Origin of the sequence: Paenibacillus kribbensis, from assembly GCF_002240415.1 — a bacterium.
GTDB classification, from domain to species: domain Bacteria; phylum Bacillota; class Bacilli; order Paenibacillales; family Paenibacillaceae; genus Paenibacillus; species Paenibacillus kribbensis.
Genome location: NZ_CP020028.1, coordinates 314259 through 340442 on the forward strand (window position 1 = coordinate 314259; position 26184 = coordinate 340442).

Here is a 26184-nt window from a genome sequence, read left to right on the forward strand (position 1 = left end):
ATACAAGTATAAGTTCCTTGAACCAAACCTCGCCTCCAATGAGGAAGCCTGCTTAACCTGATTGGCTGTAAAATTGCCGGATGTTTATTTTGCGACAGGTGGGTATTTTGAAGGTTAGTAATTTCGGCATTGCCTGAACTAGCGGTGATGGATGTATTTTGTGCGAAGGCATTTTGAAGTGTTACATTACCCGAGTGTATATCTACCGTGGTCCATTTCTTGTTAATAGCTGTTGTTTCCTTCCTCCAGTAGGCTTGCGACATGATGGACAAAATCATTCCATTCCCGTGTAAGTATTGTCGTATAGTGGTTGCCTGTATCGGTCAGACGATAATATTTACGGGGGGGTCCCTCAGTCGATGCCTGTAAATAGGTTGTGCAGTATCCCTCTGATACCAGACGGCGAAGCAGTGGATATAAAGCCCCTTCGGCTACTTCGATATGACGGGAAACGGCTTGAGCCAATTCGTAGCCATATCGGTCCTTGCGACCAATTAGGACCAGAACGCACAGTTCAAGCACCCCTTTTTTGAATTGGATGTTCACATTCACGAGCGGTGCTCCCTTCCTGGATGTTATTGATGATTCATAGATGTCGTTCGGAATAAGGGGAAGAAACGTGTGTGTTTGTCTTAATTTTTCAAGGTACTAATCATGGAACAGTAGTCAGGTATAATTTAACATCATGTACTGATTAATGCAAGGTATTAAATTTTTATTAAGTAAATCTTTCGTGAAAAATGACTGGTTTTCGCCCTTCCAGGGCTCAATAATTAGCGAATGTTGTAGAAGAAAGTAGTTCTATTTAGAAATATCTCGAATGTTGCTTAAATGTGCAAATAGAACGTTCCTTTAATTTCATTTATTAAAATGATAGATTGCAAAGTATTCGACAGAGTTAAAGATCTCTTTTTATGAGAGGGAGGGAAGGCTGGAGTGGGAACCATCCCCCTTCCGGACTTTAGCTGAAAGGACCGGAAAGGGGAATGGAATATTGTGAGAATAATAGCGGTGGTACGAAAATGTACAAAAATCAATTGGATACAGCCAACGCATCCCGGGCGGCTTGAGCGGCCAGCACCATTTGCCGTAATGCGGCGATAGATTCCTCCTTGGTGCGGGTTTTCAGGCCACAGTCCGGATTAACCCAGAACAAATCTGATGGCAGGACGCGCAGAGCACGCTGGATCATACTTAGCATTTCGGCCACATCGGGAATGCGCGGGCTATGGATATCATACACCCCTAGGCCGATGCCTTTGTCGTATACCTGATCCTCAAAGCTGACAATCAGTTCTCCGTGGCTTCGCGAGGTTTCAATAGATATAACGTCGGCATCCATATCGGAGATGGACTGGATCATATGCTGAAATTCGGAATAGCACATGTGTGTATGGATTTGGGTCGCAGGCTCAACGGTGGCTGTGGTCACAAGGAAGGCTTGAACCGCCCAGTCCAGATACGCTTGTTGTTGCTCTTTTTTCAGCGGAAGTCCTTCGCGAATTGCGGGCTCATCGACCTGAATCATGCCTATGCCCGCTTGTTCCAGTGCCTCTACCTCTGCCCGCAATGCCAGCGCTAGCTGCAAAGCAACCTGGCTGCGCGGAATATCATTACGTTCGAAGGACCAGTTTAAAATGGTCACAGGGCCTGTAAGCATCCCTTTAACAGGTTTGGAAGTCAAGGATTGAGCGAAGGCTGTTTCTTCCACAGTCATGGGTTGATCGAACAAAACGTCCCCGTATATAATCGGCGGTTTGACGCATCGGGAGCCGTAGGATTGCACCCAACCGTTTTGCGTAAAAGCAAAGCCTTTTAGCTTCTCGCCAAAAAATTCAACCATGTCTGTTCGTTCAAATTCCCCGTGTACAAGCACGTCAATGCCAATTTCCTCTTGAATATCAATCCATTCCTTGATTTGCTGCTGGATGAATGTCCGGTACTGCTCGGCAGACCATTCTCCTTTGCGATATTGCAGACGAGCTTTGCGAATCTCGGCGGTTTGCGGGAAGCTGCCGATGGTCGTTGTAGGCAGTGGAGGCAGCTTCAGCTTATCCTGCTGAATCGCACGACGCTGGGCGAAAGGAACGCTGCGTGACTGAGGCTCTTTGGCCAGCAGTGCGGCCATATCGGTAGCCGTCTGTACACGTGCCGCTGAGCTGTTGAAGCGGGCTACCGCATCTGCGCTTTGTTCAACCTGCGCAAGAGCGGATGGATTGCGCTCGCCAAGTGCAGCTGTCAGAGCAGCGATTTCCTCGAGCTTTTCATCGGCAAAGGCCAGCGCATGCACCAGCTCTATGTCCAGCTTTTGCTCTGCTTCCAGACTGACCGGCACGTGCAGCAGGCTGCATGACGGCTGTACGATCAGCTGTGTGGGGCTTGTCTGTTCCGCCAGCTGACTGAGCAGCGCAGCTACGGCCTTCAGATCACTGCGCCATATGTTGCGTCCGTCAACGACTCCAGCGCCCAGCGTTTTCCCTGCAGGAAAGCCATGCTGCAGTACATGCTGAAGATTTTCGCCATCATCATGCACAAAATCAAGACCCAAACCCTGTACCGGAAGGGTGGACAGGTGTTTATAATGCTCCAGGCTGCCAAAGTAGGTTTGCAGCATAATGTTTAAGGCTGGTGCCGCTTGGGTCAAAGTCTCATAGGCTTCCTGAATAATGTCCAAATCCTCAGCCGGGAATAAGGTGGTCAGGACAGGTTCATCGATCTGAACCCACTGAACACCTTCCGCTGCTAGCTCAGACAGGACACGGGTATACAACGGCAGGAAGCTTCGTACAATTGTGGCTAGATCTTTACGGTCATAGCCTTTGGACAGGGCCACGAATGAATAAGGACCGATGAGGACCGGCTTGCCTTCAATGCCCAGCTCCTGCTTGGCCTCACGATAAGCCTGCAAGGGTTTGTTTTCGGTGAGTACCGGGGCTGCATTTGCCAATTCGGGCACGATGTAGTGGTAATTGGTATTCAGCCATTTGGTCATTTCACTGGCGGTAGCCCCCTTTTGCCCACGAGCGATCCCGAAATAAACAGATAGAGGAACCGGGCCTGCGGGCCGATAGTTGAAACGTTCTGGCACCAGGCCAAACATTACGGATGTATCAAGCATGTGATCGTAATAAGAGAAGTCTCCGACAGGAATGAGGTCAATTCCCTTGTCTTGCTGCTTGCTCAGATGCTCCAGACGCAATCTTTTCATCTCACTATGCAGTTCGCTTTCGTCTATACTGCCGTTCCAAAAGCGTTCCAGTGCTTTCTTCCATTCCCGGTTTCCGCCGATACGGGGATAACCCAGATTACTGCTAATCAAGTCGGACAATGCAGGCCGTTCGTTAATAGACATGTGCTTTTCCTCCTAGCTGGCAACCAGTTTATTTTTACGTACCAAAAAAGGCATTCCATCCCCCAGGCTTAAAAATGAGTAGGGGAAAGAATGCCTCCGTGATTAGAAAAATCAAAAATACGGCGACTGCTCTTAACACCTCCCTATCTCCCGTAGGTACTTGCGATGTTGTTGAAATAGGCAGGTCTCCTGACTCACGGATCATGATTTTCAGCAATCCTTCCCGGTCTGTGTGTGAACCAGTGGATATATGAATAGCTGAAAATTCCCCGTATACAGTGGCGGGACCGTGCCGGATTTGCACCGGCTTCCCTTTTAAGTCTGAACTGAATAGAACAGACACCTATCTCCAAGCTATGCAATTAAGGTATGACGAATATTTATGCACTCGTATACTTGTTCATCATCATAAGTGAAACTGACGGGATGCGCAATAGAAAAAAGACAAGCCTTCCCTATAGTGGGGGACTTGTCTTAGGATATAACATTTGGCAGAGTACAAAATGATCTCAAGCTAATGAAACGGCATGACCTGCCTGAATACTGGCTTTTACATCCACCAGACGCTGATTGCGACTGCCCCGGAAGCGGAGAGTCAGGTCCTTTTGTTGCTCTACAAAAGGTCCATCCACAATTACATCGCATAGCAGCGCCAGCTCCCGTCGAGCCTGATCTGCGAGCAAATCCTCATAGACAAAACCCGTATAAGCCCACACGTTTCGATCAGGACAGGCTGCGCGGAAGTCACGTACAAATTGCGAGCATTCCTGCGCGGAGAAAAACGGGTCTCCTCCGCAGAGAGTCAGTCCGTCCAACAACGGATTGTCCATGATGTCACGGATGACTTCCTGTTGTCGTTCGGGCGTGAATGGCTCACCTGCGCGGAAGTTCCACGACGCCGGATTGAAGCAGCCGGGACAGGCATGGCGGCAGCCACTAATGAACACGACGGTGCGCAGGCCGTACCCTTCGTTCAGAGATTCCGGAATATAGCCGCACAAATTCACTTATGCTTCACCCGGTCGCGAACTTCGGCTTGCTTGGCAGCATTGAAGCGAACGGTATAATCACCTGTCAGATATCCGGTTACCCGACGCAAACGTTGAAAGTGCGTGTGTTCCTCGTCTGTGCCACATTGGGGACAGCTTGTCCCGATAATTCCTTCATAGCCGCAGTCCGTGCAGCGGTCTACCGGATGGTTGATGGAGAAGTAGCCGATGTTCTGACCAAGTGCGTACTGCACAATTTTAAGAAACGCATCCGGGTTATTCCGCGCATTGCCGTCCAGTTCGATGTACGAAATCGCGCCAGCGTTGCACAGATTATGGAACGGAGCCTCCAAACTGATTTTACGGGCAGCTGGCAGCGTGTAATACACAGGTATATGGAAAGAATTCGTGTAGTATTCTCGATCATTCACCTCGGGAATAATTCCAAAATCACGTTGGTCCAGCAGTGTGAACTTGCCGGACAAGCCTTCGGCAGGTGTAGCGAACAATGTAATGTTCAGGTTGTAATGTTCACTCATCCGGTCGCAATACACGCGCATGGAAGTGATGACTCGCTGAGCCTCACGGTATACAGCGTCATCCTCTCCGTGATGCTTGCCATACAGTGCCTTCATGCATTCGGCTAACCCGATAAATCCGAGCGACAGCGTACCGTGCTTGAGCACGCTTCCCACTTGTTCATTCGGCTCCAGCTTATCTCCACCTTCCCATACGCCTTCGCGCATCATAAAGTCTGACGCTTTGGCAGGCTGGCTGGTTTGGATATGATAGCGATGCATGAGTCCATCCACAGCAATGCGCATAACCTCTTCCAGTTTGGCATCAAAGCCATCCCGGTCAGGCAGCTTGCGCTTGCCTGTGCAAATGCCATATTCAATGCCGAGACGCACCAGATTAATGGTATTAAACGAGAGATTCCCCTTGCCGCTTTGACGGTTTCTGCCGAAACGGTCAGCAATGGTGCGGGTACGGCAGCCCATCGTTGCAATGATGGTATCCGGGTCATCTGCGCGGTAAAAGGGCAGGTTGAAGGTAGCATCCACATTTACAAAATTGGGATACATCCGTTTGCTGGAGCATTCTACAGCCTTTAAGAACAGATCGTAGTTGATATCGCCCTCTGCTTGATTGACTCCTTTTTTACATTGGAAAATATGCTGTGGAAAAATAGGAGTTTCCCCGCTGCCCAGGCCGCGAATCGTGGCTTCCAGCAGCGATTGCGAGACAAGCCGTCCTTCAGCAGAAGTACACATCCCGTAATTCAGTGAAGTGAACGGAATTTGTCCCCCCGCCCGACTGCTCATGGTGTTCAGGTTATGAATGAGCGATTCAGCGGCCTGCCGGGTCTCTGTTTTCGTTTCTTCGCATGCAAATGCATAGGAACGAGGGCAGATTGCCTGCAATTGGGTATTGGCTATATGTAGTTCATCCTCAGACAGCGCAGGCATAATCTCTTCCTCAAACAGCCGGAGTCCCTTACGCAAGTGCTTGCGGAAGGACCGGGCAACATAAGGAGCAAGGTCCCAATCTATTTTATTGGCGGAGACTCCCCCGAATTGGCTGTTTTGCTGGGACTGGAATATGATAGCGACCAGTGCCATAGCGGACATGATCGTTTGCGGTGTGCGCACAGAGCCATTGCCTGTATTAAAGCCGTCTTGCAGCAAACGACCAAAAGGGATAAAGATACAATTCGTAGTTCCGAGCGCATATTGGTCCAAATCGTGAACATATACATATCCGTGGTCAATGGCGTTCGTCAGTTCAGGCGGAAGCACACGCAAGCGCGCATACCATTTGGCATACTCGGAGCCGAGCTTGCTCATTTTGCCGCTGAATGATTCTCCGTTCAGGTTTGCATTCTCGCGCAGCATGTCCAGATCTTGTGCCCCTATGACCCGCTCGCCGATATCGTATAATTGATGTTCCTCCAGCACTTTCATCGTAAAACCCTCCATATAGTAAAATATATATTATTTTCACAAAAACAACATATTGATGATATTGTGTTCTAAGTAATTGTTTCGATCTATATATTGTATATAGGGATGTTACGAGAGTATGTGACTATTGTCACATCCATGTGGAGGCGCGGAGCACAAAAAAAGTCAGGCATAGAGTAAAGAACACATCTGTAGATACGCTCTTTACTCTATACCTGACTATGGAATACGTGATGAAAAAAAATATAGAATTGTGGGTCTAGAGCAACTTTTTTAGCTGAGACACCCGGCCCTGGGAAATATCGAGCATTTCGGCATAAACTTTTTGTGGCAGGTTTGGATGTTCCTGAATCAGCTTGCGGAGCTTTTTTACCATTTCACCCTGTTGCACTCTGGATTGCTTAGGCCGCCAGGTTGTATTGGTTTGGATCGGTTTGACATGTTCTTGAGCATGGATGGCATCGGTGCTGGTGGCATGTACATTTTCCTCTGTCTTTAATACCTGGATGCAGTCTGCGCAAATAAAGCTGTCTCGAAAATAAGTTAAATGATCAACTGTGCCGCAAAATTTGCAGGAGACTCCGGTATACTTTCTTAACACAAATCCTTCTTCATTTACGAAAAACTCAAGCGAATCACCAATATTGATATCCATCGTGGTGCGCATTTCCTTAGGAAGTACAATTCGCCCCAATTGGTCCAGAGGCCGTGTCATTCCGGTATTTTTCATCCTTGCTTCCTCCTTTCGCGATATATCCTGATTATACCAAAAAATATCATTTTTTGCTTTGAATATTGCAGGGGAAAATAACTTTTTTTGTTTTTTTGCTATGGCTTCTTTTTCATCCAATATTAGGAGGATTTCGGAATTGTTGCCGGGCTTCTCCTTTTTCGCTATGATAGATTGAAACGCTTTCATGTAGGCCTTTTCATCATATTTTGAATGGGATAAGGAGATGACGGATATGAGTCATGAAACAACGGATATCGAATATTTATTTCAAGATCCGAAGATTCATCTGGATGAGCGTGTACGAGATTTAGTGTCCCGGCTAACCTTGGAGGAAAAGATTGAATCCATGCTGCAATATCAGCCTGCCATTGATCGTTTGGGAGTCGCGGCGTACAAGCACGGTACGGAAGCGGCACACGGTATAGCCTGGCTGGGTGAGGCGACTTCATTTCCTCAGCCCGTAGGATTGGCGTGTACATGGGATACGGAATTGATGCGGCAGATTGGCTCTGTGATCGGAGATGAGGCACGTGTCTATTACCGCCGTGATCCGAAGTTAAACGGCCTGACCCTGTGGGCACCTACGGTGGATATGGAGCGTGACCCAAGATGGGGACGGAACGAGGAAGCCTATGGCGAGGACCCGTATTTGACAGGGGAGCTATCGAAGGAGCTAGTTAAGGGAATACAGGGCGATCATCCGGTCTATTTGAAGGCGGTTGCGACGTTAAAGCATTTCCTGGGCAACAATAATGAAGTGGATCGGGGAAGTGGCTCTTCCAGCATAGATCCGCGGAACCTGAGAGAATATTATCTGAGGGCCTTCGAAAAGCCTTTTACGGAAGGTGGAGCCCAGTCCATGATGACCTCCTATAACCTGATTAATGGAACGCCTGCGACGTTATATCATGGGGTTAACGATATTGTCAGGGGCGAATGGGGGATGGATGGCTTTGTCGTTAGTGATGCGGGTGACGTCATGGGGATTGCCAACGACCACCAGTATTATGACTCTCATACGCCGGGTGTAGCCGAATCCATTCGAGCGGGAATTGACAGCATAACAGATGATGCGGAGCTTTCCAAGCAGGCCATCCGTGAGGCGTTGGCGCAAGGAACGCTGGAGGAGGCAGATCTGGATCGGGCACTATTCCATACGTTCCGTGTCCGATTCCGTTTGGGAGAGTTTGATCCGGCGGCAGACAATCCCTATGCATTGATCGGGGAAGAGCATCTAATGACGGAGCAAGCCCGTGAATTGTCGCTGCGTGCGGCAAGGGAGCAGGTCGTGCTGCTCAAAAATGAGCGCGGGCTCTTGCCGCTGGACCCTGCGCAATGTGGCAAGGTAGCCGTGATCGGTACGCTCGGCAATGAGGTGTACCGCGACTGGTATTCCGGTACATTGCCTTATCGGGTGACACCTCTGGAAGCGATTCGCGCCAAGCTGGAAAGCGAGGACACGAAGGAACGCGTCATGTACCGCGATGCCAAGGATCGTGTGGTCCTAACGGCGGCGGCTGACGGGGCGAAGCTTACAGTCGATCCTTCCGGCGAAATGCGGCTGTCCCATGATGGAGAGCCGACGGTATTAACCATGACGGATTGGGGCTATGGAAGCGTGACGTTAGCCGATGAGCATCTGGGTGCTTATATGACGAGCGATGAAGAAACGCTTCGTGTGACAGCTGAAGAGGCCTATGGCTGGTATGTTAAAGAAGTGTTCGGACTGACTCCTGTTGAAAAAGGGAAGTGTGTGTGGACGACATGGAACGGCAAGCCTGTGGTAGCTGGGGCGGAGGGCTCATTAAAGGCAGTGGAGACCACAAGCTCCGTTCCCAACGCTGTAGCAGGTAACGCCTCGACAGTCTCAACGGCCTCAGGGCAGGGCCATGCGACGTTCCAGGTAGAAACGGTGTCGGATGGTTTAGCGGAGGCGATAGCCGCTGCGCAAGCGGCAGATACAGCGATTGTATTTGTTGGCAATCACCCGCTCATTAACGGCAAAGAAGAGAATGACCGCCCAGGCTTGGAGCTGGCAGCTTCCCAGCAGCGGCTTATCGAGGAGGTGTACCGTGTCAATCCGAATACGATTGTGGTTTTGACAGGCAGCTACCCGTTTGCCATTCCCTGGGTTCAGGAGCATATCCCTGCGATCGTATACACGTCTCATGCGGGTCAAGAGCATGGTACGGCAGTAGCCGATGTCCTATTCGGTGATTATGCGCCCGCGGGTCGGTTGAACATGACATGGTATCAGAGCGAGGAGCAATTGGGCGACATCAAAGATTATGATATTATTCGTGGCGGCCGTACCTATCAGTATTATGAAGGTGAACCCTTGTACGCGTTCGGTCACGGGCTGACATACTCGCCATTTGAATATAGCAAGCTGCGCACAAATGCCCAAGCGTCTGGTGCAAGCGAATGGGCGGCTACAGAGGATGGAGCGGGCAATGTAAGCTCCATTGCTGCACTGGATGCCACGGATACTCTTCAGGTGTGGGTGGATGTGACCCATCGGGGCGTAGCTGCCGGCGAGGAGGTTGTACAGCTATATGTACGGCCTGGAGCTTCGCGGGTCAAGCGGCCGTTGAAGACCTTGTGCGGATTTCAACGTGTCCGCTTAGAGCCGGGGGAGACGCGAACGATTGCTTTTACGATTCAAGTGAAGGATTGGGCAATCTGGGATGTTACACGGGATCGCTATTGCGTTGAAGCTGGCGAATACACCCTGCTGGCAGGCGCTTCTTCAACGGATATCCGGCTGGAGCATCCTGTGAACGTTCGAGGTGAAGTCATTCCACCCCGTCAAGCCGGACGGAGCATTCGCGCTGAGAACTTTGATGATTGTGCCAATATTCTGCTGGATGAAAGCAAGGAGCAAACGGAGGCCTGTGTACGTCCGTATTCACCTCAGTATCCTGGCTGGATCGCTTTTCACGGCGTGGAATGGGGGACGGCGAGCACGGCTGAATTTCAATGCCGCGTGTCAGGCAATAGCAGCGACGCAGTTATTGAGCTGAGTTTGGATACGCCGGATAGCGAAGCAGTGGCCTGTATGAACGTGGGCAATACAGGAGGAGCGCAAGCATGGATGACGCTCGCCGAAGCGCTGTGTCCAATCTCGGGCGTACATGATGTGTACCTGTGGTTGAGTGGGGAGGTGCGGTTAAGTCATTTTATTTTGGACGCTTGCTGTTCTATAGGAGATTCTGGTCCGCAGGCTTGAACTTACTTCTGACTTCACGTACAATGCATTCATCGAAGTTTCTACAGCTTAGGGGTGTCATTTCATTTGAATAGTGAAAAAAGACTACGCACCGCAACGCCCAGATGGCTTGGGGTGGCGGTAAAGGCGCTTGTCTATTTGGAAAAGCATGGAGAGCTCTGTGCCAGCGGATCGATTGCCCGCTCCATTGACTGTGAAGTAACCCTGGTACGCAGGGTGCTGACGCGACTTGTACAGGCAGAATTAATCGCAGCACGCGAGGGCCGTGAGGGAGGCTATGTGCTGACCCGTTCGGCAGACCATATTACACTCGCGGATATATATCACGCCATTGAAATAGGTGATCCGATTTTCCCGGGTATGATGCATGAACCGGAGACGAACCCTTTTTGTGGGGAGCTGGCGATCGCTGTATCTGAAATATTAGCCGAGAGCGAACGCCGTATGCTGGAGGTATGGGAGTCTCATACACTGGCTTCACTCGCCAAGCGTACAACACTTGCAGTGGGCAGCTGCAGCCATAATGAAGGCAAGGATAACGAGGCATCTTCCAAAAGTGAATAGCACATTTTTATTCAAAATGATAATAGCCGATACAACTCCCCAAAAGAGGATTGTATCGGCTATTCTATATTTCATACGAGCAAATCCGGTTACGCCCTGCATGTTTAGCTTCGTATAATGCTTTATCCGCCTGCTCCAGCAGAGCCGCCCCGGATATATCTCCCCCGGTATCAGGAAAGGTTGTCACGCCGATCGATACGGTGACTTTAAGAATAGGCCTGTCCGCCAGAACAAACTCGTACTGATTTACGCCGCTAAGAATCTGATTCGCTATGCGCAGTGCTTGCTGAAAAGTACAATTCGGTAAAAGCACGGTGAATTCCTCTCCCCCGCTGCGGGTGACTATGTCATTAGAGCGACATTTGTCAATCAAAATCTGTCCAAGCTGGCGCAGCACGGCATCTCCCGCAGCATGACCATAGGTATCGTTCACTTCCTTGAAGTGATCAATATCCAGCACCAGTACAGATAGGTGCTCGTGACGTTGACGAGCCCGGGGAAGCTGCTCTTCCAGTGAAGATTCAAGCTGCCTTCTGTTGCTTAAATTGGTGAGATGGTCTGTATAGGAGGTGTGCTCCAGACGAAGCAATAGCTCATTAGAGGTATTGATTGACTCAGCAATGAGATATAGAAGAAATCCACCTGCCATAGAAATCACAAAATGGAGCGGATAAACGTGCAGGACAGCATCTATATTATTATTCAAATTAATCATGAAAGGGAAAAAGATAACACCCAAAGCGAAAATATTCATAATGACCAGCTTAGGCAAACGGGACCAGGACAGATGTGACAGCAAAGCGCAGCCTATGCCCACGAGCATCATAAAAAAGGCGCCTACAATGGCCTGTGTGGTAACACCAAACAGCAATAATCTGCCTAAGCACACAAAAAGGGTAGCGATGAGCGCAGCTGGACCGCCAATGTAAGTCGCGGTAGCTATAATAGCCAGATGACGAAGATCGGCAATCGTATTAAAACCAACGTGGAACGAATAGTACATCAAGACAATGCCATAGCATCCAAAAAGAGCGCCCCCGATCCAATGTACCTTGCGCTTTAAGGTGTGTAGACGGATTTTATATCTTTGTGATATGAGGCCGGTTATGTACAAAAAGGTAACGAGGATACAGATATTCACAAAAAAAGTACTGAACAAGATGCTAAACCCTCCCGAGAGGCATATTCCTTCATTTTATCAAAAAAAACTGACATTAGGCTTCAAAATGAAGAATTTATTAAATTTATTACGCCAGTGTGGGTTATAATGTTTCGCCCTTATATCTAGTACATAACTGGGAATGGATTGAGCATACTTCCGAAATACAAGTAACTCAATTTATCCGACCCCATTGACTTGGAATAAATTAAGATTTATACTTATTCTAAATTAAATGTTATTGTGATTACTAGTTAAGTATAAATATAATCTGGATTAGTTAAGGGAGATGCGGTATGAGAACCTTAAATTTAACCTCGCAACGCCAAGCGGTGTACGATGTGGTTCGTGAGGCCCATGATCATCCTACTGCGGCTGATGTTATGAATCGGTTAATGGAGCGTGGATATAATCTAGCCTATGGTACGGTATATAATTCGCTGCGCTATTTAACAGATAAGGAATTAATCCGTGAGTTGAAGCTGGGGGAAGCTGCCAGTCGTTATGACGGACGGATGGACGATCATCAGCATATTATTTGTCAGGTATGCGGACGAGTAGATGAGGTGATGAGCGAGGTTCCAGACGATTGGACCGAGACGGTTGCGCATGAAACGGGATATGCCATTGCCCATGCCCATGTTGTATTCGGAGGAGTGTGTAAGGAATGCCAAAGCAAGCGAATCAAATAACGAATCGTTTCAAAGCAGCTGAGATGCCCAGACGGGTAAAGGGGAACTGGACAACGATGTTATCGACTCCCTCTGCTCCTGTGTTGCGGACGGTTCCTTCCAATGAGCCGTTGTACTGCCCAACCACACGTCGCCTCGTTCTGATCAGCTCGGTTCCGGGTGTAGTTCATGGCTTGGTACGTACATTGTCAGACGCATGCTTTGATGTGATGGTGTTCCATCGCTGGGAGCCGGAAGTGCAGCGCCATTTGGGAAGTGATCTGTTGATTTACGATTTGACTGCTGCCGATACACGTAGTGAGTTGCTGGATTTCCGCAATCGTCTTGCGGCAGAGCATATGAAAGACACCCCCGTCATGTATGTGGTTCAGGATCGGTCGGCTGTACAAGCGCATGAACTGCTTCCTTCCGAAGAGGTTCTGGTATGGCCGCTGGCTTCCAATCACATGGTGCATGATATCGAACGGATGATTGTACGTCATCCGGCAGCTTCCCGTCAGGCAGGGCAGGCCAGCCGTCGCACGATGTTCAAGGATATTTGGATTGACCGTGATAAAATGCTAGTATACAAAGAAGAAAAACAATTGAGTTTGACCAAAACAGAATACGATTTGCTGTTGAAGCTGATTGATGCGCAAGGCAAAGTGATCTCCCGTGAGCAAATGATGCACGATATCTGGGAGACGGATTTTGTAGGTGGCAGCAACGTTGTAGACGTGCATGTCAAAAGTTTGCGCAAGAAGCTGGATGACCGACCTGCCGAGCCTGAATATATTGCGACGGTAAGAGGCGTAGGCTACAGATTGGCAGATTGAACTGAAGGTCATCAAAGCTGACGAATTTCCGCCGGATGAAGACATTCGGCGGAGATATATGAATTCCTTGAGGAAACGGACACAAGGTGAGACAGTTGACTTTATCAGGGTGCATACACTACAATCGGTAGTGTGAGGTGCTTCTTATGAAACGACTGAATTTTAAAGCTGGCGAAACCGGACTTAACCGTTTTTTCGGACCTCTGGAAGCCAAAATCATGGATATTTTATGGTCCACTTCGGATCGGAGTATCAAAGAAGTGCAGACCGCGTTGAAGGGGGACCGTGACTTTAACTTCAATACGGTGATGACCGTTATGAATCGTTTGGTGGAAAAGGGAATACTGAGTAAGAGTATTCACGGAAGAACGTCTTTATATCGCCCGGTTCTAAGCAGGGAAGAGTTCATGGATGAACAATCCAAGGAGCTGAGTCACGAATTGGTGGATGAATTTGGTCCACTCGCTGTCAATCATATGATTGATGCTCTGGAGATGGCTGATCCCGTGCTGATCGAACGTCTGGAACAAAAAATTAAACAATGGAAAAAGGATATGTAGACGATGTGGAAAACACGTTCTAAATTACTGTTTACAGCAGGCGCCTTGATTTCGGGTTTCGCCCTTATACAGATGGGTATGTACGCCGGGCAGCATGTTTTCGGCTGGAAATTGAATTTTAACGTGTTTCAAATTTGCAGAAGTCTATTGCAAAATTATGGAATCGGCTACATGGTGGATGCGCTTAGCGGGCTCGTCTTTCTTACCTTCGGCATCGCCGGGTGCGAAGCGGTCCGACAGTGTATGGCCACGAGGGCAGCTTTCCGCAGACTGCACCGAATGCGTGACCTGCCGCTGACGGGGGCACTGGGTGAACGATATCGTGAACTCGGAGCTGACCGGATTTGGGTCATAGATTATGCCAAGCCTGCTGCCTTCACCATGGGATTATGGAAGCCGCGCATTGTATTATCCTCCGCATTGTTGTCCGTACTGGACAAACACGAGGAGGAGGCTGTCATATACCATGAAGCGCATCATATGAAACATTATGATCCATTGAAGACATGGATGCTGCAAATATGTGCCACCCTGCTGTTCTACTTGCCGGTGCTGCGTCATATTACCAACCAATATAAGATAGCCCGTGAAATTTTAGCCGACAATGAAGCAATTAATCGAGCCGGTTCACCGGTTGGGATTGGAAGCGCGTTGCTCAAGCTTCTGAGTATGAAGCCTGCCAAGACCCGCCTGGTAAACTCCGCCGCTTGCTCCTCTTTTGCAGAAACGTCTATTAACTACCGAATCTCACGTATTCTAGACCCGCAGCTAGAGCCGATCATTCCAATGCCCTGGCGTTCGATTATGTTTTCCAGCTATGTGCTAGTGATGCTGACGCTTATGTTTGCACTGGCGTTAATGTAGTTTGGCAAGATATATCCTAATGGGTGGCGCTTTATGCGCTACCGATTATTGATATGTAATACACTACACATTGTAGTGTTGATTACCTAAACTGTATACAACCTAAAGGAGATGAGCATATGAATCAAACACTTACGAATATTGGATTACTGTTGGTACGAATCTTTACAGGGGTCATTTTCATTGTTCACGGTTCACAAAAATTTCAGGGACTGGACGGAACCTCTGGCTTCTTCCAAAGTATCGGACTTCCTGGCTGGTTGGCTCCTGTGGTCGCTACGGTTGAGCTGGTTGGCGGTATTGCACTAGTTCTGGGCATCGGAACACGAATTGCCGGAGCAGCATTGACCATCGTGATGATCGGTGTATTGCTGACGGCTAAAAAGGGACAGCCTTTCGGCTCGATTGAATTTGATCTGCTGGTTCTGTTCACTAGCCTTCAGCAAGCACTTGTTGGTGGACGTTTTCTGGCGGTGGATCAGTTGTTTGGTCGTAAAAAGACAGAAAATAGTAACGTACAGGTCTAATTTATCATATGAACCGCGCCCTTGGTCTCAGGGCGCGGTTTTTTATTTTGCCCATTTGTGAAATATAGCTGTAAATCATTTGCTGCACTTGACCGATATAACTTCCATGAGTGTAATTAAAACATAGCTTTTCAAGTAAAGGGGAAAAACACATGGGAAAAATGCGAAAGAGAACGACCATTTGGACACTCAGAAACAAGCTTGTTTTAGGTTTTCTGCTTATTTTGTTGGTTCCGAGCTTAAGTATATCTATCGCGACTTATAATTCATCGTTTAATGCTATGGAGAAGCAGCTCTACAGCAGTGCAAATCAGGGAGTAGTGACAGCTAATTCGGTAATCGAATACTCACTTTCCAGTAAAATCAAAGATGTGGGTTATTTGGCTAAGGGACTCGATGGCTCCATGATTGATGGTCGAAACAGCCCGTTGATTCAGCCCAAGCTGATCCAATACATAGGTCTGCACGAGGATGCGACCGATATTTTTGTCGGTACTCCAGATGGCTTGATGATTCGGGGGGTGCCTAAAGAGGACGAAGGTACATATGATCCCCGCAAGCGGGACTGGTATATCGAAGCGATGAAGCAGCCTGGTAAAGTGGCAATTACCCCTGTCGTAATAAATTCATCCGGTATTCCTGTTGTCGTGGTATCTCAAACGCTCTCCGACCAGTCCGGAGTTATCGGGATTTCTCTGAATCTGGAGAGTGTACGTAAACTGGCTTCCATCAAAGTGGGGCAAGAGGGATATATCATTATTTTGGATCATACGAAAAAATTTGTGGTCCACCCTACGATTAAGCCGGGTACAACTCTCGATGCAAGCTTTATTAATGATATGTATGCTGCGCAGAGCGGGCAATATACATATGTGTATGAAGGCCAAGAGAAGTACCTGAACTATGTAACGAATAAGGAAACCGGCTGGAAAATTGCAGGAACCTTCTATCAATCCGAAATTAGCGATGCCACCGCCGCCATGCGTTACGTAACCATTTTTGTGCTGGCAGCCTCGTTGGTGCTTGCACTTATTGCGATCTTCCTGATTACCCGTTCCGTCCTGGTGCCGATCCGCAAACTGCAAAAATCGGCAGAGCAGATCAGTGAAGGGGATTTGACAGGCGATTTGGAGACAGGGAAAACCGATGAGGTGGGTCAGCTGTCTTCCCACTTCCAAACGATGGTGGATAGCTTGCGCACGATGATTCGAAGCGTACACGAAACCACAGATCGGGTAAGCTCTTCGGCAGAGGAATTGGCTTCGGGGGCCGATCAGACGACTCAAGCCATTGAGCATGTCACCATAGCTATTCAGGAAGTAGCAGTAGGCAGCGAGCGTCAGGCTCAGAGTGTCAAACATGGCTCTGTAAGCATGGAAGAGCTTGCTCAGCAGGCAGTAAACGTATCCGAGCGTATGGTGGGCGTATCTGAACAGGTGAAAAGCAACGCAGAGTCCGCACAAGCAGGCAGCAAGGCAGCTACGCGAGCTGTACAGAAGATGCATGATATCGACGAGACCGTTAACGATCTCGGACATGCGATGGATTCCCTGAGTGAACGCTCTGGCGAAATTGAGAATATTATCGGCGTCATATCCGGTATTGCCAAGCAAACGAACCTGCTGGCGCTAAATGCATCCATTGAGGCGGCACGTGCTGGCGATCATGGCAAAGGCTTTGCTGTGGTTGCTACGGAGGTACGCAAGCTGGCTGAGGAATCTGCCAAATCAGCGACCTTGATTTCAGAGCGTATTGAGGCCATGCAAATGGATATGGAACATGCTTTGACGGCTATGCGCCAAGCGCGAACACGGGTTACAGAAGGGATAGATTCAGTAAGCACGTCTGAGCAGTCTTTTGCGGAAATCAGTCAGGCTGTGGAACTAGCGACGGAGCATATCAATGATATTACCGGAGTGACACAGGAAATGGCCCGGGGTGCCGCAGGTGTCGTGAGTATTATGAGCGATATTTCCCATATTTCGAACGAGGCAGCGGGCAACACCGAGTCGATCTCAGCGGCAGCTGAACAGCAGCTTGCTTCTATCGAGGAAATTGCTTCTTCCTCAGCGGATCTGAGCCAAATGGCTGAGGAACTGCGTGAGCTGGTTGGACGCTTCCGGGTCGGAGAAAAATAATAAACGATAAAAGCGCACGGATACAGGAGTTTATTCTCCTTGTCCATGCGCTTTTATGCTTTTTGCCACAATGTATGGCTCATTATAGATTAGGCACTATCTTTGGAATAATTTGCGTCGATCCAAGCGGAAACGGATACGGCTTGAAGTGCTGGAGGTGCGTAGCGTATTTCTTTGAACCATGTTGTTCAGCACTAGTGCAAAGATGACCAGCAATGTCCCGTACAGCTCGAATTGGCTGATGGCATAGCCTTGGAAGTACATAAGCACGAGCGTAGTAATCGGTACAAAGTTAATGAATAGAATTCCGTTCAGCGGAGACAGCTTGCGGATTCCGGCATTCCAGCTCAGCAAGGCTGCAAGTCCTGGAAGCAGAATCATAAAGCTCATTTCGTATTTAACTGACCATACATCCTGCCAGTCCGGCACTGCAATCCAATGGAAGGCAGAGGAAACGGTGACAACGACGAAGGAAACAAGGGTTCCGAGCAGGCAGGTTAAGGTCGAATAGCGAAGAGTGGACCAGCCTGCAAAGTGGCTGCCTCCCATGGAATACACGACCCACCCGACGACCCCTGCAAAAATGAGCAGCAGCGGCAGCAAATGCTGCCCGGCAAGCGTGAAGAAGGTCCATTTTCCGTTCGTAATCACAAGTATTGCTCCAGCCAATGCGATCACCATACTGATCAGCGTATATTTCGGAGGCATTTTACGAGTCAGGGTCCATATCATGGCAATCGAGATCATCGGCATCAGAACTTCCATAATAGAAGCTACAATGGTGCCTGCTGCCCCCATCCAGTGTTGTCCCTGGAAAACGGCCATATTGTAGATGGTAAATCCCATCGTACCGAAGAAAAGCAATTTCTTGCCCCCGCCCTCAAAGCGAAAGGCAGCCCGTCCCTCTTTGAGCCACAGCAGCACGATCAGAATGAGCGCAACGACAAAATAACGTAAAAACGAAAAATACAGCGGATTGACTTGTTGTAAGGCAATGTGCGAAACCGGAAACATGGCGCCCCAGGACATGCTGGCGATCAGACACAATAACGATCCGGTCATGATTTGTTTATTCATGGTGAAAAAAAGCTCCTCCTTGCCGGCCTCAGCGGACATATCTTATGGACACATCATAAAGGATGGGAAGCTGACGGTAAAATGATTGAAAATAAACATTATGATCATTTAAAATGATCATAAGTGACAAGGCGCGTTAATTTTGGCGGTCTTGCCCTTTACATTAAGGGGGAGCAGTAGTGGATTTGAACGATTTGAACATTTTCCAGACCGTAGCTGCTCATGGCAGTGTCAGCAAGGCGGCAGCCGAGCTTAGCTATGTTCAGTCCAATGTGACGGCCAGAATCAAGCTGTTGGAAAAGGAGCTGCAAACGCCTTTATTTTATAGACATAAGCGGGGCATGATCCTCAATGCGGAGGGGAAGCGTCTGCTGCAATATACGAAGAGCATTTTGTCGCAATTTGAGGAGATGAAGCATGCGTTTCAGAGTACTTCGACACCTTCGGGAGTGCTGGAGATCGGCATTGTGGAGACGGTGGTTGCATTACCTTCGATTTTGCATGCTTACTACAGCCACTACCCGGATGTTGAGCTGTCGCTCAAGGCCGGGGTTACAGAGCATCTGGTGCAGGAGGTTGCAGAAATGAGGCTGGATGGAGCCTTTGTGACCGGACCAGTGAAACATCCCCTTATCGAACAGTTTGATGTCTTTCAGGAAAAGCTGGTCCTCGTTTCCCAGGGAGATGACTTTTCCGTAGAGGATATTACAACCCGTCCGCTCCTTTTATATAAAAAAGGGTGCGGGTACCGGGAGCGGCTGGAAACCTGGCTCAAGATGGAGGGAATTATCCCCAAGCAGATTATGGAGTTTGGGACGTTTGAGACGATTGTCGGCAGCGTGGCGGCTGGTATCGGAATGACCGTGTTCCCCGAGTCTTCGATCAGCGGGCTGAGGGCCCAGGGACATGTGCATTGTCATGCGCTGCCAGAGCCGTACAATGAAGTGACAACGGTGTTTATCCGTCGCAAGGAAGCCTATGTTACCAGTACCTTGCAGTCCTTTATCGATGAAATTATCGCTCAGATTCAGGCGTAGCTTTATCGCTTGGGCTCGGGTACAATTGAGAAGGATTCGATCTCATTTTTCTTCTTGAAGGAGGGCTATTATGTTCACAATATATCCGGCTGCATCGCGATTCAGCTTCGATAAGGGCTGGCTGCGGGGGAGTCACAGCTTTTCATTCGCGGAGTATCAGGATGAGAACAATACAGCGTTTGGCCCTATGCGCGTCTGTAATGACGATGTCATCGCACCGGGAAGGGGCTTTGGGGCGCATCCGCACAGTGACATGGAGATTGTCTCCATCGTACTTTATGGAGAGCTGCGTCATGAGGACAACCGTGGACATGAGGCGGTGACCCGTTTTGGAGGCATTCAGCGGATGTCAGCGGGCCGCGGCATCGTCCATACGGAGCACAACGCTTCGCAAACGGAGGATGTCTGTTTACTGCAATTGTGGTTTAGCCCGCACACGAGAGGGCTGGAGCCATCATATGAGGCTACAGCGTTCAACCCTGAGCGATTGCACGGCCAGCTTTTGCCTGTCGTTGCCGGGAATCGTGTTCCGGGCACGGAGGGCGAAATCGCTGCCATCCATCAGGATTTGACGATTTATTTAAGCAAGCTTCAGGCTGGAGAGCGTCTGGAATTCACACAGGCTGAGGGAAGACGTGTGTTCTTGTTCATCATCGAAGGCTCACTTCGTGTGAACGGTCAACATATTCTGCAAGAGCGTGACTCGGCCCGGATTGAGCAGGAGCCGAAGCTGTTGCTGGAGGCACAGGAGCCTGTATTTTACATGCTGATAGATTTACCTTAAAAGGGAGGTGCGCGCCATGGCGCAGCAGGAAACTTGGCTGATCAAGCATGCTGTCACGGGTCGTAGCTTTGCTGACAGCCGCAAGCAGGTATTCGATTGCCGTCTGGAAACGACGGATGGCCTCTTTTGCTTCACACTTCAAGAGCTTCCGCGTGAGACGGCCGAGGCGATTGTACGTTATAGCGGAGAACTGAACGTATTTCGTTTTGTAACACCGGAGGATAAATCCATCGTGAAGCATTGGTATTACGTAACCCCGGAAAGCGTGAAATATAATGATCAGACAGGCGAGCTTACGCTCGAAGCTGATTCTAAAATTGAATATCATCCCGAGGAGTATTGGGGAGATTAACACTATTTTATATTGAGTTTTTGAAGTGGCTGTCCAAGTAAGGTGCGAATGTGAAGCTCACATAAAAACCCCAGGTCCTTCGCACCTCGAATTTTGTCGAAAAAGGCTTGGAAAGGGTGTTGGCGATAAAAGTCAACGCTTGATCCAGCCCTTTTCGGTATCGTTTATTACGGGAATGTGTGAGATTGATACCATTGGGGTATGAATCTCTCCATTTTCGCTGTCGCACTCTATACGAGTGCGTGGATTGAAATCGTCTGGCTGTAGAGGTCAGCGGACAGCGTACCTTGGTCGCACTCTATACGAGTGCGTGGATTGAAATTTAGATTAATCTAAGAAATGCAAATTTCAATACACGTCGCACTCTATACGAGTGCGTGGATTGAAATTGCACATATCCATTATCGTATTCGGTCTTATTTTAGTCGCACTCTATACGAGTGCGTGGATTGAAATGCGTTGCATTTTACTCAGATTCTGGCGTTTTGATTGGCGTCGCACTCTATACGAGTGCGTGGATTGAAATATCTTTCCGAAGAAAAAGGGAAATATTTCGCTATGGTAGTCGCACTCTATACGAGTGCGTGGATTGAAATTGTTTCACCAAGAACCTGGAACCACCGCGAAAATTGTCGCACTCTATACGAGTGCGTGGATTGAAATATACGGTACGTTATATTAGATCGAATCCGGGTTAAAGTCGCACTCTATACGAGTGCGTGGATTGAAATAATACGGACGCTTTCTATGTACAAGAGCCTGGCGGTCGCACTCTATACGAGTGCGTGGATTGAAATGATTAATAGTCGAGTCAGGGGCCTTTTTGCGTTGTCGTCGCACTCTATACGAGTGCGTGGATTGAAATTCTTACTCCTAAAATGGTTGATTGGATGGCTAAGTCGCACTCTATACGAGTGCGTGGATTGAAATTGTATACGAAAAAAATGGCCATTTTTTTTATGTAGTCGCACTCTATACGAGTGCGTGGATTGAAATTCCCCCGTTGCTTGTTCGCTATCTTATGCCCCTATGTCGCACTCTATACGAGTGCGTGGATTGAAATCTGTATGAAAAAAGGATGATATTATTGTGTTCAAGTCGCACTCTATACGAGTGCGTGGATTGAAATCTGAAAATGAGGTGCCTATGACCATCTTTTGCAGTCGCACTCTATACGAGTGCGTGGATTGAAATAAGTGAAAAATGTCAAGTGGAATAGCGTAGAACGTCGCACTCTATACGAGTGCGTGGATTGAAATATATCTGTTATCCGTAATTCCTTTCGTAGAGACAAGGGTCGCACTCTATACGAGTGCGTGGATTGAAATTAGGTATCGTAAAGGGTGATCCAATCGGCTACTACGGGTCGCACTCTATACGAGTGCGTGGATTGAAATCTGAAAATGAGGTGCCTATGACCATCTTTTGCAGGTCGCACTCTATACGAGTGCGTGGATTGAAATATGTGCTGGACGCTGTGGGCAGCTGGCATAAGTTTGGTCGCACTCTATACGAGTGCGTGGATTGAAATATATCACCACTCATTTCCGAACATTATTTCAACGTCGCACTCTATACGAGTGCGTGGATTGAAATGCTGCCTCTGAATTTACTTATACGGTTCCGCTGCCAGTCGCACTCTATACGAGTGCGTGGATTGAAATTTCATCACCTGGGCTTATATGTTGGGTGGCGCTAGTCGCACTCTATATGAGTGCGTGGATTGAAATAACGGAGTTAAGTAGATAACCATCAACTTTTTTAGTCGCACTCTATATGAGTGCGTGGATTGAAATTCCGTCTCGCCGGATGAGTTTTTTGCATCAGCCAAGTCGCACTCTATACGAGTGCGTGGATTGAAATAGCACAGAATCTAATCCCCAACGAAACATGCGTTGATGGGTTGTCACAATGTATACAGCAACCCTCTTTGGCTACCTTCTTTTTCCTGTCTCCTGATCGTGGAACAAGATGTTCCCTCCCTAATAAATAAATTAAGCTACAAAGTGATTCAGGGAAAAAACAAAAACACAAGCACATGCGCTTGTGTTTTTGACTTGACTATCTTGTTATTCTTGAATTTTTCTTGCGATTTCCATCAATTTGTCAAGAGTGGAATTGAAAGAAGAAACAGTATAGAAGTGGTCTTTTGTAATCAGATGAAGCCTTGTTCTGATTAAATAGAGTGATCCCCTTCTTTCCAAGACAAGAGTGGACTTTATTAATCAGGATGGTTATGTAAGATTACTAGTATGTTCTTATGACTAATAAAGCATGTTCAAAAAACAGCTATTATAAATTAGTTAGCTATTTTTTACATTTGTTTGTCTTCTCTTGCATTATAAGTTTATTATTGTAATTTTTCAATAAAACTATGGGCAATCCTACCAATATTATCATAGATATAGTATAATGAGTAATTATTGGAGGTTATATTCTAATGTTAGTAACAAGAAATAAAATTTCAGCATTTATTTTAAAAATTGCATTTTTTTCTCTAATCATTGGTTGTATTTATTATTATTCAGGATCTCATTTAAGTGAAACCGCTAAATTAGTCGAAGTTAAAGATGATTACTTAGTCATCCAGAGCGATACCTCTAACGGAGGCAAGATTAAAAAATTATATATATCATCAAAGTCCGTTATCCCTTCACTTGTGGTAGGAAAGGAATATTTTTTCGTGTCCGACCAAAGATATTTCCAACGTCCATATATCCGTTTTGTAGAAGACTAAAGTAGCAAAAAGTCGAAGAAAACTGATCTTCGACTTTTGCTTTTATACAATTTGGATATCTATATATTTTCTGTTATAACGTTAAGATTCAATGCAGTCCTCAGTATGTTGATAGGTTTATACTTTAATCTACGAAATGTACTATCACTAACCCCCCTCTCTTTGCAACTGATATAGTCAAACTCGCCCTCATCGTCCAGTTGCTATACATCAACCATAAAAAGGCCAACCAGCAGATTCTGGCTAACCTGATAATACGAAATAGCATTCTATTAGGTATAAAGTAACGAATTGAATTAGTGAATTAAATTAAAATTTTAGATTTAATATGTTGGTATGATGCAATTTATAAGGATTTTAGACTGGTTCTTTCTGACTATTTATATCCTTGTGCTTTTATTCCTCTTACTTCGACATGTGAATAATTATATAATAATAGACGTAAATACAATAAAAAGGAGAGTTTGAAATGAGTGTAAATGCATTAACGAAAAAAATCATGTTAAGCTCTGCTACTGCTGCCCTGCTATTTTCTGTTGTGTCTCCATTTTCCGCTTCTGCTGCAAGTACATCTGTGACTTCTTCTACATATAACGAATCCGCCAATCAACCGGAAGGTGTTGTGCCACCAGTAATTAACGGTGCTGATCCAAGTCTTAATGGAGATGTAACGACGCAAGGTAAAGTTTCCTGGACAATTAAAGGAATAAAGGCGGCCCTTAAATCACAGGCAAGCAAAATTGATAATGTTATAAAAACAACGATCGATTGGCTTCCCGTAAGTGATAGTGTCAAAAAGAATCTTATTAATGTTGTCAAAGTCGATGCGCTAATAAAGGCTTTAGATGTGGTCACAGATTTCAGTGGCAGTATTGAAGATGCGCTATCACAGGCTATGCAGTATTTAGGTGTAGCGGGATGGTTAGCTGATATTATCGCTAGAGCTATCGGAGCAATATTCCTTTAATAACTGTGATTAACAACGATGAATGACGGAGGAAGAATGGAAAAAAGAAAGTGGTATTTAAAGCCAATAGTCATAATTTTAATGATCATCATAGCCCCACCGATAGGCTATTTGAATGTATTCTTCAATAGGAAGAAATTTGAACCGTCTGAACGCTTAGGCTACTTAGCGATAGCTACAGTATTTGCCGCCCTATGGTTAACAAAATTTCTACCGAATTCATGGAGAATTCCCGCTATAATAGTTGTTGCACTTATTGGGATGTTCATATTCAGAAAAAAATAAATAGTCGAGTAATAAAAAAAGCTCTGCTAACCTAAATTGGTCGGCAGAGCTTTTTTCGTTGATCATTTTGAATTTAAAGTAGATGGAGATAAGGGATACATTTGTAAAGCTTTCATTTTTCCCAACGTATCAATTTGCTAAAGCAGACACAACCCTTGCGGCTATAGTGAAATTAGTCTTTGACCGTGTTAGATATGGGAGGGGATTATGTTTTTTTGTTGGTTTTGGGTAACACTTCGACTGCGATTTCAGCCCATTTGACAGAGCCGTACGGTGAAGTCATACCTCCCACGAACACATCTGGACTTAGAATATTTACATTTATACCAGAAAAGCTCAAAAAAGTTGCTGCAGACATTGTCTGTTATTCTTACCCACCAGCTTTTTTGGAATATAACATTCTTTCTTTCAATTTGTTCATGGTGGATGTGGTAAATACACTGAAACCGCCACAGTACTTTTACTTTTTTGAGGAGTTATTTAGAGTTAAGTAGCAGCTAATAATTCTGGTGTGGTTGTTAGCAGTACTTATAACTCTGGAAATTGGACTACTTCAGATTTTTCCGATAGTATATTTGTGAAAAATTGTAATAGTTCTAACAATTTTATAGGAAACCAATTATCCAAACTGGTTTCCTTTTTATACTTCAAGGGGGTGACAGAGATCATTTTAAGAAAAACCAGTTTATGGATTTTAGTATTTGTAATTATAACTCTTGTTGCCTGTAGCAGTAATACTAAAGAGATGGTTACAGATAATAAAAATCTTAATCCTAGCAATAATGTGAACAATGAGACAAACAAGAGCAAAAGTGAAGAAAAAAATGAAAATCAGAACAATGAAATGAGCGAGCCTTTTTTAACGGGGACTCATTTTGAAGACCCTAACGCCTTTATTGTCTATGATTTTAAAATGTCTCACGATTCCTCTGACAACTCAGTCTCCTTTCGTGTAACTTATAAATTTGGAGACAAGCCTAGAAAATATATATTGGAAGGTAAACATCCATATTATTTCTATATAAGTGTTCCAGAAAGTTTAGCTAAATATTATACTTTACCTGAAACTATACCAGTGAAGGGTGAAGAATTAATTTCAGATGATGATAATCTGAAATACCAAGTTGATATCAAAGCTTCGCTAAAAAAGGGGTTACCAAAAGATGTTATTAATTCTATAACTAATAAACCACAAGGATATTCCATAACTGTATTTGAAAATCCGGATTACCCGGCTAAACGTATAGTAGGTGTTTATGAGTTTGTGAGCACAATCCCTCCTAATATCTAAATTTAATTTCAGATAGGGCTTATATTAGTTTGCAACAATAACTGGTATGAGTCTTTTTAAGTAAAATT

The 26184-nt window shown here is 46.6% G+C and carries 21 protein-coding genes, 1 CRISPR repeat array and 1 riboswitch; of the genes, 14 read left to right on the forward strand and 7 right to left on the reverse strand.

Features of this window, described 5'->3' with window-relative positions:
- Window positions 1–222 precede the first annotated feature (222 nt).
- The 5 genes from B4V02_RS01395 to B4V02_RS01415 all read right to left on the reverse strand — a co-directional run bounded on the left by B4V02_RS01395 (window position 223) and on the right by B4V02_RS01415 (window position 7035).
- Entirely contained in the window at window positions 223–552 is a 330-nt protein-coding gene (locus B4V02_RS01395) for a PadR family transcriptional regulator (protein WP_007432875.1), read from the reverse strand.
- Between the two features lie 481 nt (window positions 553–1033).
- Entirely contained in the window at window positions 1034–3352 is a 2319-nt protein-coding gene (gene metE / locus B4V02_RS01400; protein ID WP_094153501.1) for a 5-methyltetrahydropteroyltriglutamate--homocysteine S-methyltransferase, read from the reverse strand.
- 162 nt (window positions 3353–3514) lie between these two features.
- Window positions 3515–3714, reverse strand: a riboswitch (cobalamin riboswitch).
- 147 nt (window positions 3715–3861) lie between these two features.
- Window positions 3862–4359: an anaerobic ribonucleoside-triphosphate reductase activating protein gene (nrdG, locus tag B4V02_RS01405; RefSeq protein ID WP_094153502.1), complete on the reverse strand. Its 498-nt coding sequence runs from the start codon at window positions 4357–4359 to the stop codon at window positions 3862–3864.
- On the reverse strand, window positions 4356–6305 hold the full coding sequence (locus B4V02_RS01410; protein ID WP_094153503.1) for an anaerobic ribonucleoside triphosphate reductase: 1950 nt from the start codon (window positions 6303–6305) through the stop codon (window positions 4356–4358). The genes nrdG and B4V02_RS01410 overlap by 4 nt, the downstream gene beginning before the upstream one ends.
- Window positions 6306–6564: 259 nt before the next feature.
- Entirely contained in the window at window positions 6565–7035 is a 471-nt protein-coding gene (locus B4V02_RS01415; RefSeq protein WP_007432871.1) for an AbrB/MazE/SpoVT family DNA-binding domain-containing protein, read from the reverse strand.
- Window positions 7036–7270: 235 nt separating this feature from the next.
- Here B4V02_RS01415 and B4V02_RS01420 point away from each other — a divergent pair, with 235 nt between their 5' ends.
- A complete protein-coding gene (locus B4V02_RS01420) occupies window positions 7271–10267 on the forward strand; it encodes a glycoside hydrolase family 3 C-terminal domain-containing protein (protein WP_094153504.1) in 2997 nt (998 codons plus the stop codon).
- Window positions 10268–10333: 66 nt separating this feature from the next.
- Window positions 10334–10831, forward strand: coding sequence for an RrF2 family transcriptional regulator (locus tag B4V02_RS01425; protein ID WP_094153505.1), 498 nt, complete (start codon window positions 10334–10336; stop codon window positions 10829–10831).
- Between the two features lie 64 nt (window positions 10832–10895).
- On the opposite strand, the gene B4V02_RS01430 is transcribed toward B4V02_RS01425, so the two are convergent.
- Complete coding sequence (locus tag B4V02_RS01430) at window positions 10896–11990, reverse strand: GGDEF domain-containing protein (protein ID WP_094153506.1); 1095 nt, start codon at window positions 11988–11990, stop codon at window positions 10896–10898.
- 296 nt (window positions 11991–12286) lie between these two features.
- Between B4V02_RS01430 and B4V02_RS01435 the strand changes: the two genes are divergently transcribed.
- From B4V02_RS01435 to B4V02_RS01460, 6 genes are all read left to right on the forward strand, one after another.
- On the forward strand, window positions 12287–12682 hold the full coding sequence (locus B4V02_RS01435) for a Fur family transcriptional regulator (protein ID WP_007432866.1): 396 nt from the start codon (window positions 12287–12289) through the stop codon (window positions 12680–12682).
- Window positions 12658–13497: a response regulator transcription factor gene (locus tag B4V02_RS01440; protein WP_094153507.1), complete on the forward strand. Its 840-nt coding sequence runs from the start codon at window positions 12658–12660 to the stop codon at window positions 13495–13497. The genes B4V02_RS01435 and B4V02_RS01440 overlap by 25 nt, the downstream gene beginning before the upstream one ends.
- A gap of 146 nt (window positions 13498–13643) precedes the next feature.
- Window positions 13644–14057 (forward strand): BlaI/MecI/CopY family transcriptional regulator, encoded by a 414-nt coding sequence (locus tag B4V02_RS01445; RefSeq protein ID WP_007432864.1) that lies wholly within the window; start codon window positions 13644–13646, stop codon window positions 14055–14057.
- Window positions 14058–14060: 3 nt separating this feature from the next.
- Window positions 14061–14921: a M56 family metallopeptidase gene (locus B4V02_RS01450; protein WP_094153508.1), complete on the forward strand. Its 861-nt coding sequence runs from the start codon at window positions 14061–14063 to the stop codon at window positions 14919–14921.
- Window positions 14922–15040: 119 nt separating this feature from the next.
- Window positions 15041–15448 carry a DoxX family protein gene (locus tag B4V02_RS01455; protein ID WP_094153509.1) on the forward strand — a complete coding sequence of 136 codons (408 nt, stop codon included), beginning with the start codon at window positions 15041–15043 and terminating at the stop codon, window positions 15446–15448.
- 152 nt (window positions 15449–15600) lie between these two features.
- Window positions 15601–17586 (forward strand): methyl-accepting chemotaxis protein, encoded by a 1986-nt coding sequence (locus tag B4V02_RS01460; RefSeq protein WP_094153510.1) that lies wholly within the window; start codon window positions 15601–15603, stop codon window positions 17584–17586.
- A gap of 96 nt (window positions 17587–17682) precedes the next feature.
- Here B4V02_RS01460 and B4V02_RS01465 read toward each other — a convergent pair whose 3' ends face one another.
- Window positions 17683–18663 (reverse strand): DMT family transporter, encoded by a 981-nt coding sequence (locus B4V02_RS01465; protein ID WP_167383737.1) that lies wholly within the window; start codon window positions 18661–18663, stop codon window positions 17683–17685.
- A 179-nt stretch (window positions 18664–18842) separates the two neighbouring features.
- On the opposite strand from B4V02_RS01465, the gene B4V02_RS01470 reads away from it, so the two are divergent.
- The 6 genes from B4V02_RS01470 to B4V02_RS01500 all read left to right on the forward strand — a co-directional run bounded on the left by B4V02_RS01470 (window position 18843) and on the right by B4V02_RS01500 (window position 26116).
- Window positions 18843–19700 (forward strand): LysR family transcriptional regulator, encoded by an 858-nt coding sequence (locus B4V02_RS01470; RefSeq protein WP_094153512.1) that lies wholly within the window; start codon window positions 18843–18845, stop codon window positions 19698–19700.
- Window positions 19701–19770: 70 nt separating this feature from the next.
- Complete coding sequence (locus B4V02_RS01475) at window positions 19771–20484, forward strand: pirin family protein (protein ID WP_007432858.1); 714 nt, start codon at window positions 19771–19773, stop codon at window positions 20482–20484.
- Window positions 20485–20500: 16 nt separating this feature from the next.
- Entirely contained in the window at window positions 20501–20836 is a 336-nt protein-coding gene (locus B4V02_RS01480; RefSeq protein WP_007432857.1) for a hypothetical protein, read from the forward strand.
- 222 nt (window positions 20837–21058) lie between these two features.
- A CRISPR array of direct repeats spans window positions 21059–22699; the repeat unit is 32 nt; unit sequence GTCGCACTCTATACGAGTGCGTGGATTGAAAT.
- Window positions 22700–23276: 577 nt separating this feature from the next.
- Window positions 23277–23573, forward strand: a complete 297-nt coding sequence (locus B4V02_RS01485; protein WP_094153513.1) for a hypothetical protein — start codon at window positions 23277–23279, stop codon at window positions 23571–23573.
- A gap of 469 nt (window positions 23574–24042) precedes the next feature.
- Window positions 24043–24540, forward strand: a complete 498-nt coding sequence (locus B4V02_RS01490) for a hypothetical protein (RefSeq protein WP_094153514.1) — start codon at window positions 24043–24045, stop codon at window positions 24538–24540.
- A gap of 940 nt (window positions 24541–25480) precedes the next feature.
- Window positions 25481–26116: a hypothetical protein gene (locus B4V02_RS01500; protein ID WP_244188434.1), complete on the forward strand. Its 636-nt coding sequence runs from the start codon at window positions 25481–25483 to the stop codon at window positions 26114–26116.
- Window positions 26117–26184 lie beyond the last annotated feature (68 nt).